Origin of the sequence: Mesorhizobium sp. PUT5, from assembly GCF_052216645.1 — a bacterium.
In the GTDB taxonomy this organism is placed as follows: Bacteria; Pseudomonadota; Alphaproteobacteria; order Rhizobiales; family Rhizobiaceae; genus Mesorhizobium.
Map to the genome: position 1 here is coordinate 190,778 of NZ_JBQOSO010000001.1, position 15,679 is coordinate 206,456.

Genomic DNA, 15,679 nt, shown 5'->3' on the forward strand with positions numbered 1-15,679 from the left:
GGGCATGGTTGGGTCAGGGGCGATAGTCGTCCGGTGCGACGACGTCGCCGAGATCGACGCTGTCGATATTGCCGGCATCGATCAGCAAGGCGGGTGTCACGATCTCGGCGTCGACCGCGGCACCCTTCGAGGCGTCGACCGCCGCCTTCAGCGCGGCGCTGCCCTGGGCGACGATCTTCTGGATGGAGGTGCAACTCATCTTGCCGGACTTGATGAGGTCTCGCGCGGTCGGGCTGAGATTGGACGCGGTGAAGACCACGTCCTTGAGCCCCGCCGCGTCGAAGGCGCTGATTACGCCCGCGGCCATGTCGTCGGTCGCGGAGTAGATGCCGTTGACGTCCGGGAAGCGCTGTGTCCAGTCCTCCGCCACCCGGAGCGCATCGTTGCGATTGTCGGCAAGCCGCGACTCGGCCACGATCTTCACGTCCGGGAAACTGGCGGCGAGCGTTTCGCGGAAGCCGGCCGCTCGGCGGTCGGACCAGGTCTGGCCCTGCGGCCCCGCCATCATCGCCACGTCGCCCTTGCCGCCCAGCGCCTTGCCCATGCATTCGGCCTGCAGCTTGCCCATGTCGTAATGGTCGGCGCTGACGACGGCGCTCAGGTCCTTGTTGGCAGGCGGCGAAGAAATCCCCACCACCTTGATGCCGGCGGCGATGGCCTGCTCCACGACCGGGGCCACCGAGTCGCCGTTGGTCGCGCCGATGACGATGGCATCGACGCCGCGCTGTACCAGATCCTGGATCTGCGAGATCTGCTGCACCGCATTGGCGTCGCCGCCCGCGTCGACCACGACCAGCTCGACGCCGGCCTCCTTCGCGGCCTTCTGGACACCATAGGTGGCCGAGACCCAGAAGGACGAGGTAAGGCTCGGCACGGAGAAGCCGATGGTTTCGGCCTGCGCCGCGGTGGCGGCCGACATGGCAAGCAGCGCGACCGCCGCCATCAATTTCCTCTTGTAGCTCATCTTCTGCTCTCCCCTATTTTGTGAACGCGATTCTTGAGTCGGCTCACCAATTGTGGCGCAACGCTCACGCATGAGGCGGCGATGATCACCGCGCCGATCGCGATCTCCGCCGTAAAGGGTGAAATGCCGGACATGTTGAGGCCGCTGCCGAGCGACTGGATGAAGGCCGATCCCACCAGAGTTCCGAGTGGCGAGGCGACGCCGCCGGCCAGAGCGGTTCCGCCGATCACCGCCGAGGCGATGGACTGCAGCTCCATGCCGGCGCCGTCTGTCGGCAGGCCGGAGCCTGCCCGCGCCAGCATGGCCAGACCCGCCAGGCTGGCGAAGATTCCGGTCATCTGATAGGCCGCGATATGCACGCCCGTTGCGTTCATGCCGACGAGCCGGGCCGCATCGGGGTTGGAGCCCAGCATCAGCATCCTGCGGCCCAGCAGGGTGAAGCGGATGAGGCCAGCGGCGAGCACCACGCTGCCGATGGCAAGCCAGGCCAGCGGCGCCATCCCGAACCACTTGCCATAGGCAAGCTGCAGCATGGCCTGGGGCTCGACGATCGGGATGACCTGGCCGGAATCGCTGGCCAGCAGGCTCATGCCGCGGGCGCCGATCAGCATGCCCAGCGTGGCGATGATGGGCTGCACCTCGACGCGGGCGATCAGGAAGCCGTTGATGGTGCCCGCGACAAGCCCTGTCAGGACGCCGGCGAGAAGGCCGATCGGGCCGAACTGGTTCCACGCCAGCGCCGCAACCACACTCGAAAGAGCGGCAACCGCGCCAACCGAGATATCGAAGCCGCGCACCATGAGCGCGAACATCTGGCCGGTGGACAGAAGCACCAGCACGCTCATCTGGAGGGCGATGCTGGCCGCGTTGCCGAGCGTGAGATAGCGGCTGTTGATGACCCCGAAGACACACCACACGCCGATCAGGAACGCGAAGGCGACCGTCGCGCGGCCATGGAGCAGGGGTCGCATCACGGCGTTCATTGCCGCGATCCCCTGAACAGGATCTGCAGGTCGACGGCGATGCCCTTCGCCAGCCTCTGTGCGAGCACCGATCCGATGATGACGAGCGCGATGAGCAATTGCTGGACCGCGGCCGAATAGTTGAGCAGCACGACCGCATTGTTGAGCATGGCGATGATGAGCACGCCGGCGACGACCTGGACTGCCGATCCGCGACCGCCGGTGAGCGGGATGCCGCCGATGGCGCAGGCCGCGATCGTCTGGAACGGCAGGTCGGGCATGAGGTTCGGCTGGCCTGAGCCGACGCGGCTCGTCAGGATGACGCTTGCGAGGCCGGCAAACAGGCCGGCAAGCACATAGCCGGTGAAGATCGTCCGCTTGACGGCGATGCCGGAGAGGCGCGCGGCGCTGGAATTGGCGCCGACCAGATAGAAGCGGCGCCCCAGTTCCGTATATGCAAGCAGCGCTCCGAGGCTGAAAAGCGCCATGGCCGCGATCAGGACGGCCACCGGAATGCCGAAGACCTCGCCAACTGCCGGCCAGCGGAAGAGAGCGCTGGGAACGGCCTCGATGGGCAGACCCCCGGCCAGGCTGGCGGCCAGGCCGTGGCCGATCATAAGCGTGCCGAGCGTCACCACCACGGCCGGGAGGCCGGCGCCGGCCACGAGCGTGGCGTTGGTTACGCCGACCAGCATCACCACCAGAATGCCGGCTCCGAAGGCGACGATCGGCCCAGTCGCCGGCAGGAGCATCACCGTCACCACGGAAGCCAGCGCCACGGACGAGCCGAAGGAGAAGTCGATCCCGCCCAGGATCAGAACGATCGCCTGTCCGCAGGAAACGATCGCCAGGATGGAGGCGATGCGAGCCACGTTGCCGAGGTTTCCCGGATTGGAAAATCGCGGCACCAGCAGAGCGCAGAGCAGGAAGAAGCAGACCGCGATGACGACGGAGACGGGAACGCGCCGGAAAAGTCGAGCAAGGGCCGTCATGCCGCTGCTCCGGCCAGGGCGCCGATGATCTCTTGGCGCTCCACCCCTCGCGCGAATTCTCCGGTGACAGTGCCTTCCTGGACGATCAGCACGCGATGGCAGATGCTGAGAAGCTCATCGATGTCGCTGGAAGCGACGACGACTGCGGCGCCGGCGCCGGCGGCCTCCAGAATGATCTCGTGGATCGCCCGCCGGGCGGCGACGTCCACACCGCGAGTGGGCTCCGACATGACGAGCAGCCTGAGCCCGTCGATCAGGAGATTGCGCGCCACGACCAGCTTCTGCTGGTTGCCGCCGCTGAAATCGGCGGCTTCGAATTCTAGGCGGAATGGATGAAGGCCGATACGCTTCAGCATGTCGCGCGCCCGGGCCAGTTCGCGGCGCTTGCGCAGCATCCCCCAATGGACGATCCGGCCCAGGCTGGCGGCAGACGTATTGGAGACCGCGCCGAGAACGCTGAAGATCCCGTCGGCATGGCGATCGGTGGGAACGAAGCCGATGCCCCGGGCAACGGCGTCCCGGCGGCATCCGGCGGCGACCGCGACACCATCGATGGAGACTGTTCCCTTGAACGGCTTGACAGCACCGGCGATCGCCTCGGCGATCCTGTCCGCGCCGCTGCCGACAATGCCTGCAAGCCCGACGACCTCGCCCCTGGCAACCGTGAAGGAGATGGGCGTGGTGCTTTTGCGCAGGGCAAGGTCGGCAATGCCGGCGACAACCTTACGGCCATGCGGAGCGATCTCCGTGATAGGCGCCACATCCCTTCCCACCATCGCCAGAACGATGTCTTTGGCGAACATGTCGCGCATGGGTGCGCCGGAAATGGCGCAGATTCCGTCGCGTATGACCGTTATCCGGTCGGCGACCGCGACGACCTCCTCCAGATTGTGGCTGATGAACAGGATGGCGGTGTTGCGTGCACGCAGCTTCCGGATCGTTCTCAAAAGCACTTCCGATTCCGCCTGCGACAGCGCCGCCGTGGGTTCGTCCAGCACCAGCACCTTGGCGTTCTGGCCGATAGCCCGGGCGATTTCGAGAAGCTGCATCTCGCCGGTCGAAAGATCGCGGCAGGACATGTCCAGCGAAACCGACAACCCGACTTCGGCAAGCCAGCCGAGCAGCGTCTCGTCGGAGGGTATCGCCCTGTGCGCGAGAAAGCCGCGCGCCGTTCCCAGACTGAAGGCGGCAAGGTTTTCGCGAACCGTCAGGTCGGGAAATTGACTGAGATGTTGGTAGATCGGAAAGATGCCCCTGGAGATGGCATGCTTGACCGAGCGAAGCACGATCGGCTCGCCCTCCATCTCGATCCTGCCCCTGTCCGGCCGGAGCGCGCCGAGCATGATTTTGACGAGCGTGGACTTTCCCGCGCCATTCCCGCCCAGCAGGGCATGAATCTCGCCCCGGTTCAGAGAAAGATCGACCCGGCGGACGGCCTGCGTGGCACCGAACGACATCGCTATGTCGCGCACGCCCAGTATAGGCCCTTGCCCGGCGGTCACCTCCTCCGCTTCTCGTTCTGCGCGCGCCTGCGACATCCCGCTCGTTCAACAGTTCACAAGGCGACCATGATTACGATGAACCCGGGAGGTGACAAACGATTTGCTTTCCGGTCATGCATTAGCAATGCTCATGTATGAGTTCCGGAGTCCTTCATATGAAGAAGAGACCTTTGCCGCCGCTTTCCGCCCTGCACGGGTTCGAAGCCTCGGCACGCTGGCTGTCGTTCACGAAGGCGGCGGATGAACTCCACGTCACGCAGGGCGCCATCAGCCGCCAGGTGCGCCAGCTCGAGGAGTTCCTCGGCGTGGCATTGTTTCGACGATACACGCGCCGCATCGAACTGACCGATGCGGGCGCCGAGCTGCATACCGTCGTGGCCGACGTCCTGGATCAGCTTTCCAGCGTTGCCCAGCGTGTCAGGCGGCGTAACGAGACCGACATACTGACGGTGTCGGTGCTGCCCAGTTTCGCTTCGGCCTGGCTCATGCCGCGCCTGCATCTCTTCACCGAGAAGTATCCGGCAATCGAGGTCCGCCTGCACACGTCGATCGATCCCGTCAGCTTTGGAAGTTCCGGGCCGGACGTTGCCATCCGCGTGGGCCGCGTGCCCGGCAAGCATTACGAGCGGCGCCAGCCGCGCATCGAGCTGGAAATGGCCGAATCCTGGCGCGGCGTTCATGTCGATGAACTCCTGCCGGACAGGCTCGTCACCGTATGCAGCCCGGCTGCCCTGGGAGAACGCAGCAGCCTGAGCCCCCGGGAGATTGCCGATCGGCCGTTGATCCACACGACGAGCCGACGCTTTGCATGGCCCGACTGGCTGCACGCCCACGACGTCGCCTATCCGGCCAACGCCGCGAACGGGCCGGAACTGGGGCATTTCTTCATGTCGGTCCAGGCTGCCTCGCAGGGCCGCGGCATCGCCATCGTGCCCGACATCGTGGTGCGCGAGGATTTGAGGCTGGGACGGCTGGCGGTGGCCTGTGCAAGCGCGCTGAACAGCGCGGGCGACTATTGCCTGCTGATCCCCGACAACCATCTCGACCGATCGTCCGTCAGGTATTTTCGGGAGTGGCTGCTGGAGCAGATTGCCGTCGACTTTGCCAGGGCCGGGGAAGACATCTCAGGAACAAGTCCGCGTTCAGGCATCCCACCCGGGGCCTGCCGTTGAACGGCTCGATAAGTGCATTGTCCGTCCGCATCGCGGCACTGGAAAGCGATGCCGCGTCATGCCAACCTGCACGGGTGCCGATACCATGACAGCGAGGATGCCGATGACGCGCACCATCTCCGGAGTTGCCGTTTGAACAGCGCAGCCGCCGGCGGCATCCACCATGTCACGCTCATCACGCGCCATGTGCAGGCCAATGTCGATTTCTATGTCGGCTTCCTAGGCCTGCGCCTGGTCAAGCGCACAGGCGGCTATGAGGACGCCCTGCAACTCCATCTGTTCTACGGCGATCGCCTCGGCTCTCCCGGCTCGCTGGTTACCTTCCTTGTCTGGGAGGACGGGGCACCCGGACGGGTCGGCACCGGCCAGGTGGCGGAGATCGCGTTTGCGGTGCCGCCCGACAGCCTCGGCGAATGGATGACGCGCGCCCTGCGTGCCGGCGTGCCGTATGACGGTCCGTCGCGCGAGTTCGGCGAACCGGTGCTGCGGCTGAAGGACCCCGATGGGATCATCGTCAAGCTGGTGGGTGCCGATCTTGCCGCCGCGCAGCCCTGGGGCGACGCGGCGGTGGTGCCGCGTCGGCTGCGCGCGGCGACGATCCTGACCGAGACGCCGGAGGAGACGGCGGCCTTCGTCGGCCGGTTCGGCTATCGGCCGGGGCCGCGCAAGGACAATACCCTGCGCATGGTCTCCGCCACCGACGCCGTCGATATCCGCGACGTCTCCGGCTATGTGCCGGGCATACCGGGCACCGGCACTGCCGACCATATCGCCTTCCGGGCTTCGGACGCGGCGGCCTTGCGCGCCGAGGAGCAGGCCCTGGCGCACCTCAATTCGTCCGCGACCAACGTGCACGACCGGAAATATTTCACCTCGCTCTATGTGCGTGAGCCGGGAGGCACGCTGTTCGAACTCGCCACCGACGGGCCGGGCTTCACGGTCGACGAAGATGCGGAGCAGCTTGGCGAGACGCTGCTGGTGCCGCCGCACGACAAGGACAGGGCGCAGGACATCGCGGTGATGCTGCCGCAATTTTCCATGCCGGGCGAGCCGCGCATGGCGCCGCGCGATCTGCCCTTCGTGCATCGCTTTCACGTGCCGGACGATCCCGACGACAGCACGATCGTGCTGCTTCACGGCAGCGGCGGCAACGAGGCCGACCTGATGCCGCTGGCCCGGCGCATCGCCCCGCGCGCCACCCTGTTCGGCGTGCGCGGGCGCAGCCATGAGGAAGGAAACGCCCGCTGGTTCCGCCGGCTGACGGCGACCCGCTTCGACCAGGCCGACATTCGCGCCGAGGCCGAAGCCTTCGCGGCTTTCGTGGAGGGGGCGGTCGCGTCCTACCGGCTCGACGCCGCGCGCCTCACCTTCCTCGGTCATTCGAATGGCGCGAATTTTGCCGCCGCCGTCATGGCGCTTCATCCGCACGCCATCCGCCGGGCGGTGCTGCTGCGGGCCATACCTGTGCTGGAGCAGCTTCCGCCGGTCAGGCTGGACGGCGCCAGGGTGCTGATGGTGGCGGGCGCGCGCGACCCCTTCGGCAGGCACGCGCCGGCGCTGGCGGACTGGTTCAGGGCCAGCGGCGCGGCGCTGGACCTGCGCACCGTCGATGCCGGCCACGACATCGTTGCGGACGACGAGGCGCTGGCGAGGCAATGGTTCATGCACGAGAGCGGAGACGGAGATGGCTGAGATCGATATTTCCAAGGAGGACCGTGGCGAGCGCCACGGGCGCTACGTGGCCCGCATCGACGGCATCGAAGGCGAAGCGGAGATCACCTTCACCAGGCAGGGACCTGACCTCATCAGCGCCGACCACACCGGCGCGCCGGAATTGATGCGCGGCACCGGCGCCGCGGCCGCCCTCGTATCGTTCATGGTGGAAGATGCCCGGCAAAGCGGGTTCAGGATCATGCCTCTGTGCCCCTATGTGCGGGCGCAATACCGCAAACATCCCGACTGGCAGGACGTGATGGCGATCAAGCCCGGCGAAGCGGCGGCCGGCGCCTGAACGATAAAGCGGCGGCAGCCCGCAGGCTCCGCCGCTTTTGTCCGAAAGGCTCATTGGCCTTTCGGGATCGACAGAAGGCAGCGGGGCTTAGCGGCCCCAGATGCCCTGGCCCGATTCCTGGACCTTCACGTTGCTGCCGAGCAGGTTGCCGAGGGTGGCCTCGTCGCTGGAGATCGAGCTGGTCTTGACGCTGTCAACAGCCTGCTGGCGAGCGATATCGTTGATGTCGGCGCCGCCGACATGGGGGTTCTCGGCGAATGCGGCGCCGGCCGAGAGGACGAGGGCGGCAGCGGCCGAGAGAAGAATCCTGTTCATGTCAAACACTCCATGTTTTTCAATACCATGTCTTCAAGCGCGCCCCTGACGGGTGGTTGATGTCGCTTGGACAAGACGGAAATTGGTGAGCCGGAATGCCGATTGCCAGAGCGGTAGCTTGTACGCATTGTAAACGTATGTTGAACAATAACGAATTTTCATTCTTTATATTTTGAACGTTAGGCGGCGATGGAGCGCGACGGATAGAGCCCAACCGCTGGTGAGGCCGCCAAGCTGTTTGCCCAACATGGCAGCGGTGGTCGGCTCTCCCTGCCATAGTGACGCGCTGGGGGTGCCGCGCGAAATATCAAGGCTGGCTCTGCATTCATGCGCTTGCGATTGCTATTGACCATCTGCTGTCCAAAGCGTGTTATTGAATTCTAGGTCCCAACTCGAGCTACGAGGATTCAGCGGATATCGAAGCATGTTGCTCGGCTCGGCAATATGACCGACGGCCCGCCGCTATCCGCAGCCTGCAGGAGGTAATCCATGTCGGAACAACGCAACGCCCAGAACGAGCTGGCAACGGGCTCCACGACCGGTGCCGGCGCACCCGCGCCGAGCGACCGCAACTCGCTGACCGTCGGCGCCGACGGCCCGATCCTGCTGCACGACGTGCATTTCCTTGAGCAGATGGCGCATTTCAATCGCGAGAAGGTGCCCGAGCGCCAGCCGCACGCCAAGGGCGCCGGCGCCTTCGGCACCTTCGAGACCACCGAGGACGTGTCGGCCTACACCAAGGCGGCGCTGTTTCGGAAGGGCGCTTCCACCGAGATGCTGGCGCGCTTCTCCACCGTGGCCGGCGAGATGGGCAGCCCGGACACCTGGCGCGACGTGCGCGGCTTCTCGCTCAAGTTCTACACCGCTGAGGGCAACTACGACCTGGTCGGCAACAACACGCCGATCTTCTTCGTGCGCGACCCGATGAAGTTCCCGCATTTCATCCGCAGCCAGAAGCGCCTTCCCGATTCGGGCCTGCGCGACAACCACATGCAGTGGGACTTCTGGACCAACAATCCCGAGAGCGCGCATCAGGTGACCTATCTGATGGGCGAGCGCGGCTTGCCGCGCACCTGGCGGAACATGAACGGCTATGGTTCGCACACCTATATGTGGGTCAACGCCAGGGGCGAGAAATTCTGGGTCAAGTATCACTTCCATACCAATCAGGGCATGGCGTTCTTCTCCAACGAGGAAGCGGCCGCGATGGCCGGCGCCGACGCCGACTTCCACCGCCGCGACCTGTTCGAGGCCATCCAGCGCGGCGAGCATCCAAGCTGGACGCTGTCGGTCCAGGTCATGCCTTACCAGGAGGCCAGGACCTACCGCATCAACCCCTTCGACCTGACCAAGACCTGGCCGCACAAGGACTATCCGCTGGTCAAGGTCGGCAAGATGACGCTCAACCGCAATCCGGAGAACTTCTTCGCCCAGATCGAGCAGGCGGCGTTCTCGCCCGGCAACACCGTGCCCGGCATCGGCCTGTCGCCGGACAAGATGCTGCTCGGCCGCGCCTTCGCCTATAACGACGCGCAGCGAAACCGCATCGGCACCAACTTCCATCAACTGCCGGTGAACCAGCCCAAGGTTCCGGTGAGCAGCTACATGTTCGACGGCCAGATGGCCTATCACCATTCGGGCAATGCTCCGGTCTATGCGCCCAACAGCGGTGGCCGCGAGTGGGCCGACCAGACCGGCCCCGTCGCCGAGGGCTGGGAAGCCGACGGCGAGATGGTGCGCAGCGCCTACACGCTGCGCGGCAACGACGACGATTTCGGCCAGCCGGGCATACTGGTGCGCGAGGTGTTCAGCGACGCGCAGCGGGCCAGGCTCGTGGACCAGGTTGCCGGCAGCCTGCTGGGCGGCGTGCGCGAGCCGGTGCTGAGCCGCGCTTTCCAGTATTGGAAGAACATCGACGCCGAAGTGGGCGCCCGCATCGAGCAAAGGGTACGGGAAGGAAGCGCCGCCAAGCCTGCAGAAGGCATGGGCGAAGGCTGAACTGCTGCTCGTCGATTCCACCGGGAGCGAAGGACGCCGGAAGTCAAAATCGCAACTGTGACGGCATCCTTAAACCAGCTGGCGCGGGATCTTCTTCTCCCATAGCCGTCCGGCCACTTTCTCCTCGCCCTCGAAGGCGTCGAGAGAAGCATTGATGACGAACTCCGTCGGCGTGCAGCTTACCCGCGTCGCGGTTTCGGTGCGGATGCGCCAGTCGCCCCGCGCCAGTTTCCAGGTCGAGCGGGTTTCGGCGCTGGCGGCCGAAGGATCGGCCTCGTTGATGCGGTAGTGCTCGCGCGTATCGGCGTCGAAGTCGAGATCGATGGCAGGCAGGTGATAGGAGGCGCGCTCGCGATACACCGTCACCGTGACGTCGCCGGTCATCGGGTCCTCGGTGACGGAACGGTTGCGCCCGCCGAGCTTGCGGATGGTATGGGGTTCGGGTGCGGCCTGCTCCGGCTCCGCGAAGTCCTGAAGTCCGGCATCGAGCGGCGAGGGCGCGCGCACCGGCAGCGCCAGGGTGCTTTTCTGGGTGAAGACGGTGAGCGCGCCAAGCTCCGGCGACGGCCAGGCGATCGGCCAGTGCGACGTGGCCAATGCCAGGCGGATGCGATGGCCGCGCGGGAATGCCTGGGCGATGTCGTTGAGCGTTACCGCCACGCGATAGGTCTGGCCCGGCACCAGTGGTTGCGGTTGCTCGTGGCTGTCGCGATGGGCCAGATTGAGCAACCCGTAGGTGACCAGCGTCGAGGCGCCGTCCGGGGCCACGTCCTCCAGCCGCACCGCGATCATCGCCGCCGGCTTTTGCGATGACAGGTCCAGCGTGACCACGGGCGCGCCGAAGATTTCGATCCGCTCCGCCAGCGGCTCGGTGTCGAAACAGACCGAGCGGCCGTCATCCGGGCGCTGGTCGGACGGCAGTTCCCCCGCCAGTCCATAGGGGCACCACTCGCCGAAGGTGACGCCGGTGGCAAGGCTCGATGCGACGATGACGGCTTCGCCTTCGCCCGGCCGGTCGGCCAGCCGGCGGGCGGAGAGATGGAGAATTGCCGGCCGGCGCCCCGCCGCAGGCCAGGCCGTTTCGGCGATCCAGCGGCCGGGACGTTCGGGATAGGTGGTGGCCGGCCTGGCACTTTCCTGCATCCAGGCGCGCAGCATCGGCTCGTCCATGATGCCGGTGTCTTTTCCCTTCAGCCAGAAATCCCACCAGCGCAGCGCCTCCTGCAAAAAGCCGATCCGCGGGCCGGGATTGGCCTCATGCGGATAGGCGTGCGCCCATGGGCCGATCAGCCCCTTCCTGGGCCCCGGCAGGTTGGCCAGCATGCGCGGGATGGCGTTGGAATAGCCGTCGGCCCAGCCGCCGACGGCGTAGACCGCCGCCGTAATGCGCGAATAATCCTCGCAGACCGAACCCTGCTTCCAGAATTCGTCGCGGTGCTGGTGCTCGATCCAGGACGCCGCCATCAGCGGATTGTTTTCCAGCCGCTCCAGCCATAGAGCGCGCCAACGCTCGCCGACGACGGCCGGATCCGGCGGCTGTGCGCCGAAGGCGAACATGGTGGAGGCCCAGGCGATGGAATTGTTGAGCAGGCAGCCGCCCATATAGTGGCAATCGTCGGCATAGCGGTCGTCGGTGGAGCAGGCGGTGATGATGGCCTTCAGCGCCGGCGGCCGGTGGCTCGCCACCTGCAGCGAGTTGAAGCCGCCCCAGGATATGCCCATCATGCCCACCGTGCCGCTGCACCAGGGCTGCGCGGCCAGCCAGGCGATGACCTCGACGGCATCCGCCTGTTCCTGCGGCAGGTACTCGTCCAGAAGCAGGCCGTCCGAATCGCCCGAGCCACGCATGTCGACGCGCACCGAAGCATAGCCATGCCCGGCGAAATAGGCATGCATCTGCCGGTCGCGCAGCACGGTCCCGTCGCGCCGCCGGTAGGGCAGGTATTCGAGGATGGCCGGCACCGGGGATTGCACGGCGTCTTCCGGCAGCCAGATCTTCGCCGCCAGCCGCGTGCCGTCGCCAAGCACGATCCATTCGGTGTCGACCACGCGCACGCGCCGCGGAAACTCGGTGACTGTCTTGATGCTCATGGAACTGCTCCCGGGAACTCGCGCGGACATTGCCCGAGCGTTCGGGAAAAAAGCAACCCTGCCGACCTGGCATGTCGGAAAACCGATGCCGGAAATCCGTTTCCCGCTGCACTGGCTCGAAGAAAGTTCATTCGCCGGGGATTGCGGCTTGCCGTCGCCCTTTTCTTGTGAACGATATGCGATCTTCGTACGATCCTGCCCGATCGAGTGAAACGGGCAGCCGCACGAAGCGCCGGATGGAACGGCAGGCTGGGCTTGGAGGAGAAGTGAGCATGGGTTACGAACTGACGCGCAGGGGCTTTCTCGCAGGCGCAGCCACCGCAGGGGTCACGGTGCTGGGCATGCCCTGGTCGAACGTGGTCCATGCCGCCGACGGGCGCATCGTCGTGCGCGTCGAGGAAGACCTGAAGAACCTCGATCCGGCGAACCGCACCGGCACCATCGAGGTCAATGTCATCCTCGCCATCAACCAGGGGCTGGTGAAGTTCAAGCCGGGTTCGACCGAGTGGGAAAACGATGCCGCGGAAGAGATCAAGCAGGTCAGCGACACGCTGATCGAGTTCAAGCTCAAGGAAGGCCTGAAGTTCACCGGCGGCTATGGCGACCTGACCGCCGAGGACGTGAAGTTCTCGTTCGAGCGCTTCAAGCCCGCTCCTGACGGCACCAAGGTCAACTATGCCGACGACTGGGCGGCACTGGATTCGGTCGAGGTTACCGGCAAGCTGACCGGCAAGATCCACCTGAAGAACCCTTCGCCGGCCGTCTGGCTGATCGCGCTCGCCGACGGCTCCGGCGCGATCATCTCGAAAAAGGCGTTCGAGGAACTGGGCGACAAGTTCAAGACGACGCCGATCGGCTCCGGCCCCTACATGCTGAAGGAATGGGTGCCGCGCGACCATTTCACGCTCGTTGCCAATCCCGACTATACCGGGGAAAAGCCGACCTTCACCGAGATCGTCGGCAGGCCGATTTCCGATGACAAAACCGCGCAGATCGCCCTGCAGGCCGGCGAGATCGATTTCGGCCGCATCGACCCCGCCGTCGCCACGGACATCGGTGCGACGCCGGGCATCAAGGTGGAGAAGATTTCGGCCATCGACTATGTCTGGATCGGGCCGAACATCGAAAAGAAGCCGTTCGACGACGTGCGCGTCCGTCAGGCGGTGCGGCTGGCGCTCGACGTGCCGGCGATCATCGCCGCCGCCTATAATGGATCGGTCGAGCCGGCCTATGCGCTGGAGGCCCCCGGCATCCTCGGCTACTGGGCCGACGCGCCGAGATATACGCGCGACGTGGAGGCCGCCAAGAAGTTGCTAGAGGAAGCGGGCCAGGGCGGCGGTTTTTCGACCAGGCTCACCGTCCTCAGCAAGGCCGTGGCGCAGGCGACGGCAGCGGTCGTGCAGGCCAACCTGGCGGAGATCGGCATCGACGTGCAGATCGACGCGCTCGATCCGGGCGCCTACTGGGCCTATGGCGAAAACGACGCCAGCAAGGACCTCGAACTGGTGCTGGTGGAGTATCACGGCAAATTCGACCCCGGCTTCCAGACGCAGTGGTTCACCTCTGACCAGATCGGCACCTGGAACTGGCAGCGCTGGTCGAACAAGGAGTTCGACGACCTTCACAAGAAGGGCAGCGTCGAATCCGATCCCAAGAAACGCGAGCAGATCTATATCGACGCGCAGAAGCTGATGGACGAATCCGCCGCCTTCTGGTGGATCACCCACAACGCCTACACCTACGCCTTCAAGGACACGCTGAAACCCGGCATCCTGCCCAATGGCAGCCAGATGCAATACGCGGCCTTCAAGCAGGCCTGACGCCCGTTGGCGAAAGGCGCAGAGGAAGGCCTCTGGGGCCGAAACAGCCTTGTCCGCTATGGCGCCGTGCGGCTCGGCACGGCGGTCCTGGTGTTGATCGGCTCCATGGCGTTGTTGTGCGCGCTGACCCTGATCGTGCCGGGCGACCCCGCCACCATCCTGCTGGGGCCGCGCGCCACGCCGCAGACGGTCGCGGTTTTTCGCGAGCAGATGGGGCTGAACCTGCCGCTCTATGAGCGCGTGTTCGTGTTCTTCTTCCGGGCGCTGCGAGGCGACCTCGGCGTCGACGTGCTGACCGGCCGGCCGGTAGCCGGGCTGGTGATGGCGGCGCTGCCCAACACCATGCTGCTCGCCCTGTCGGCCATCGGGCTGGCGGTGGCGATCGGCGTTCCGATCGGCTGTTATGCGGCGGTCCGCCCCGGCAGCCTGCTCGACCAGGCGCTGGCCGTGCTCAGCGTCAGCCTGGTCGCCACCCCGAGCTATGTCGTGGCGATCCTGCTGCTCTATTTCTTCTCGCTCAGGCTGGGCTGGTTCCCGGTGCTCGGCGCCGGCACGCCCGGCCATGTGCTCGACCAGTTGCATCATCTGGTATTGCCGGCGTTGGCCCTCGCCGTCGGCTGGATCGGCTACATCGCTCGGCTGGTGCGCTCCTCGCTGCTCGAGGTGCTGGGCGAGCCCTTCATCCGCACGGCGCGCGCCTACGGCCAGCCGGAAACGCGCGTGGTGATGAAATACGCCCTCAAGCTCGCCTGCATCCCGACGGTCGCCATCCTCGGCGTCGGCATCGGCGAATTGATGGGCGGTGCCGTTTTCGTCGAGATCATCTTCAACCGGCCCGGCCTCGGCTCCCTGATCTTCGACGCCATCAAGAACCGCAACTACCCGATCGTGCAGGGCGGCATCCTGGTCGTGGTGGCGATCTTCGTTCTGGCCAACCTGCTCGTCAACCTGTCCTATGCCTGGCTCGATCCGCGCGTGCGCGAAAACCTCGGTCGGACGCGCGCCGGGGGAGCCGGTTGATGCGCGAGGTGCTGTGGCGGGTGTGGAAGAGCCCGAGCGGACGGCTGGGCATGATCGCCGCGCTGATCGTCGTCTTCAGCGGTATTGCCGCGCCGCTGATCGCCAGCCACCTGCCCAACCAGATCGATGTCGCGTCGAGATTGACGCCGCCCTCGGCAAGCCATTGGCTCGGCACCGACCATCTGGGGCGCGATCTTTATTCGCGCAGCCTCTACGGTACCCGCATCGCCGTCAGCGTAGCGCTCGCGGTAACAACCACGGCTTTGGTGCTGGGCGTGATCCTCGGCGTTGTCGCCGCCTATGCGCCGCCGGCGATCGAGCGCACCATCCTGGCCTGTTTCGACATCATCAGCTCCTTCCCGAGCCTCATTCTGGCGCTGGCGCTTGTGGCCGTGCTCGGCCCAGGACTGTTCAACATCATCCTTCTGGTCACCGTTGTGTTCATTCCGCAATTCGGGCGCGTGGCGCGCGCCCAGACGCTGACGGTCAAGGAGAGGCCCTTTCTTGAAGCCGAACGGGCGCTTGGCGCCTCCGGCCCGCGCATCATGCTCGCCCATGTGCTGCCCAACATCATCGGGCCGATCGTCGTGCTCGCCTCGATGAACGTGCCGGTGGTGATTACCTTGGAGGCGGGCCTGTCCTTTCTCGGCGTCGGCATTCGCCCGCCGCTGGCAAGCTGGGGTTCCATGCTGTTCGACGGCTTCACCTATCTCAACCAGTCCGTCTGGCCCGTTCTGGTGGCCGGCGGCCTGCTGACCTTGGCCACCCTCGGCTTCACGCTGTTCGGCGAGGCGCTGCGCGACGCCATCGACCCCAAGTTGAGGCGCTAGGC

Annotated in this window: 14 protein-coding genes; 8 read left to right on the forward strand and 6 right to left on the reverse strand. The window is 65.7% G+C overall.

All coding sequences use genetic code 11. The features are described 5' to 3' along the window. Positions 1 to 13 precede the first annotated feature (13 nt). Genes ACTDI4_RS00895 through ACTDI4_RS00910 form a run of 4 tightly spaced genes read right to left on the reverse strand, consistent with a single transcriptional unit; the run spans position 14 to position 4,420 of the window. Positions 14 to 964, reverse strand: a complete 951-nt coding sequence (locus ACTDI4_RS00895; RefSeq protein ID WP_442839329.1) for a TMAO reductase system protein TorT — start codon at positions 962 to 964, stop codon at positions 14 to 16. Continuing rightward, positions 961 to 1,947, reverse strand: coding sequence for an ABC transporter permease (locus tag ACTDI4_RS00900; protein ID WP_442839330.1), 987 nt, complete (start codon positions 1,945 to 1,947; stop codon positions 961 to 963). Before ACTDI4_RS00900 ends, ACTDI4_RS00895 begins: the two co-directional genes overlap by 4 nt. After that, positions 1,944 to 2,918, reverse strand: coding sequence for an ABC transporter permease (locus ACTDI4_RS00905; protein ID WP_442839331.1), 975 nt, complete (start codon positions 2,916 to 2,918; stop codon positions 1,944 to 1,946). Before ACTDI4_RS00905 ends, ACTDI4_RS00900 begins: the two co-directional genes overlap by 4 nt. Further along, positions 2,915 to 4,420: a sugar ABC transporter ATP-binding protein gene (locus ACTDI4_RS00910; protein ID WP_442839332.1), complete on the reverse strand. Its 1,506-nt coding sequence runs from the start codon at positions 4,418 to 4,420 to the stop codon at positions 2,915 to 2,917. The genes ACTDI4_RS00905 and ACTDI4_RS00910 overlap by 4 nt, the downstream gene beginning before the upstream one ends. Before the next feature lie 155 nt (positions 4,421 to 4,575). Here ACTDI4_RS00910 and ACTDI4_RS00915 point away from each other — a divergent pair, with 155 nt between their 5' ends. From ACTDI4_RS00915 to ACTDI4_RS00925, 3 genes are all read left to right on the forward strand, one after another. Beyond that, positions 4,576 to 5,592 carry a LysR substrate-binding domain-containing protein gene (locus ACTDI4_RS00915; RefSeq protein ID WP_442839333.1) on the forward strand — a complete coding sequence of 339 codons (1,017 nt, stop codon included), beginning with the start codon at positions 4,576 to 4,578 and terminating at the stop codon, positions 5,590 to 5,592. 132 nt (positions 5,593 to 5,724) lie between these two features. Beyond that, complete coding sequence (locus tag ACTDI4_RS00920; RefSeq protein WP_442839334.1) at positions 5,725 to 7,284, forward strand: VOC family protein; 1,560 nt, start codon at positions 5,725 to 5,727, stop codon at positions 7,282 to 7,284. Next, positions 7,277 to 7,603 carry a GNAT family N-acetyltransferase gene (locus ACTDI4_RS00925; RefSeq protein ID WP_442839335.1) on the forward strand — a complete coding sequence of 109 codons (327 nt, stop codon included), beginning with the start codon at positions 7,277 to 7,279 and terminating at the stop codon, positions 7,601 to 7,603. The genes ACTDI4_RS00920 and ACTDI4_RS00925 overlap by 8 nt, the downstream gene beginning before the upstream one ends. An 87-nt stretch (positions 7,604 to 7,690) precedes the next feature. Here the strand turns inward: ACTDI4_RS00925 and ACTDI4_RS00930 are convergent, their stop codons facing one another. Further along, on the reverse strand, positions 7,691 to 7,918 hold the full coding sequence (locus ACTDI4_RS00930; protein ID WP_442839336.1) for a DUF680 domain-containing protein: 228 nt from the start codon (positions 7,916 to 7,918) through the stop codon (positions 7,691 to 7,693). A 489-nt stretch (positions 7,919 to 8,407) separates the two neighbouring features. On the opposite strand from ACTDI4_RS00930, the gene ACTDI4_RS00935 reads away from it, so the two are divergent. Continuing rightward, positions 8,408 to 9,916, forward strand: coding sequence for a catalase (locus ACTDI4_RS00935; RefSeq protein WP_442839337.1), 1,509 nt, complete (start codon positions 8,408 to 8,410; stop codon positions 9,914 to 9,916). Positions 9,917 to 9,985: 69 nt separating this feature from the next. Here the strand turns inward: ACTDI4_RS00935 and ACTDI4_RS00940 are convergent, their stop codons facing one another. Further along, positions 9,986 to 12,007 carry a CocE/NonD family hydrolase gene (locus tag ACTDI4_RS00940; RefSeq protein ID WP_442839338.1) on the reverse strand — a complete coding sequence of 674 codons (2,022 nt, stop codon included), beginning with the start codon at positions 12,005 to 12,007 and terminating at the stop codon, positions 9,986 to 9,988. On the opposite strand from ACTDI4_RS00940, the gene ACTDI4_RS00945 reads away from it, so the two are divergent. The 4 genes from ACTDI4_RS00945 to ACTDI4_RS00960 all read left to right on the forward strand — a co-directional run bounded on the left by ACTDI4_RS00945 (position 12,000) and on the right by ACTDI4_RS00960 (position 15,677). Beyond that, entirely contained in the window at positions 12,000 to 12,218 is a 219-nt protein-coding gene (locus ACTDI4_RS00945) for a hypothetical protein (protein WP_442839339.1), read from the forward strand. The two genes, ACTDI4_RS00940 and ACTDI4_RS00945, sit on opposite strands and share 8 nt — an antisense overlap. Before the next feature lie 61 nt (positions 12,219 to 12,279). Next, positions 12,280 to 13,827, forward strand: coding sequence for an ABC transporter substrate-binding protein (locus ACTDI4_RS00950; RefSeq protein ID WP_442839340.1), 1,548 nt, complete (start codon positions 12,280 to 12,282; stop codon positions 13,825 to 13,827). A gap of 6 nt (positions 13,828 to 13,833) precedes the next feature. Next, complete coding sequence (locus ACTDI4_RS00955; RefSeq protein ID WP_442839341.1) at positions 13,834 to 14,847, forward strand: ABC transporter permease; 1,014 nt, start codon at positions 13,834 to 13,836, stop codon at positions 14,845 to 14,847. Continuing rightward, positions 14,847 to 15,677: an ABC transporter permease gene (locus tag ACTDI4_RS00960; RefSeq protein ID WP_442839342.1), complete on the forward strand. Its 831-nt coding sequence runs from the start codon at positions 14,847 to 14,849 to the stop codon at positions 15,675 to 15,677. The genes ACTDI4_RS00955 and ACTDI4_RS00960 overlap by 1 nt, the downstream gene beginning before the upstream one ends. The last annotated feature ends 2 nt before the right edge of the window (positions 15,678 to 15,679 follow it).

Excerpts from the sequence above, each read along its gene's own strand:
- ACTDI4_RS00925 (WP_442839335.1), top strand. The coding sequence starts at position 7,277 with ATGGCTGAGATCGATATTTCCAAGGAGGACCGTGGCGAGCGCCACGGG.
- ACTDI4_RS00895 (WP_442839329.1), bottom strand. The coding sequence starts at position 964 with ATGAGCTACAAGAGGAAATTGATGGCGGCGGTCGCGCTGCTTGCCATG.
- ACTDI4_RS00945 (WP_442839339.1), top strand. The coding sequence starts at position 12,000 with ATGCTCATGGAACTGCTCCCGGGAACTCGCGCGGACATTGCCCGAGCG.
- ACTDI4_RS00930 (WP_442839336.1), bottom strand. The coding sequence starts at position 7,918 with ATGAACAGGATTCTTCTCTCGGCCGCTGCCGCCCTCGTCCTCTCGGCC.
- ACTDI4_RS00915 (WP_442839333.1), top strand. The coding sequence starts at position 4,576 with ATGAAGAAGAGACCTTTGCCGCCGCTTTCCGCCCTGCACGGGTTCGAA.
- ACTDI4_RS00935 (WP_442839337.1), top strand. The coding sequence starts at position 8,408 with ATGTCGGAACAACGCAACGCCCAGAACGAGCTGGCAACGGGCTCCACG.
- ACTDI4_RS00960 (WP_442839342.1), top strand. The coding sequence starts at position 14,847 with ATGCGCGAGGTGCTGTGGCGGGTGTGGAAGAGCCCGAGCGGACGGCTG.
- ACTDI4_RS00900 (WP_442839330.1), bottom strand. The coding sequence starts at position 1,947 with ATGAACGCCGTGATGCGACCCCTGCTCCATGGCCGCGCGACGGTCGCC.
- ACTDI4_RS00905 (WP_442839331.1), bottom strand. The coding sequence starts at position 2,918 with ATGACGGCCCTTGCTCGACTTTTCCGGCGCGTTCCCGTCTCCGTCGTC.
- ACTDI4_RS00950 (WP_442839340.1), top strand. The coding sequence starts at position 12,280 with ATGGGTTACGAACTGACGCGCAGGGGCTTTCTCGCAGGCGCAGCCACC.
- ACTDI4_RS00940 (WP_442839338.1), bottom strand. The coding sequence starts at position 12,007 with ATGAGCATCAAGACAGTCACCGAGTTTCCGCGGCGCGTGCGCGTGGTC.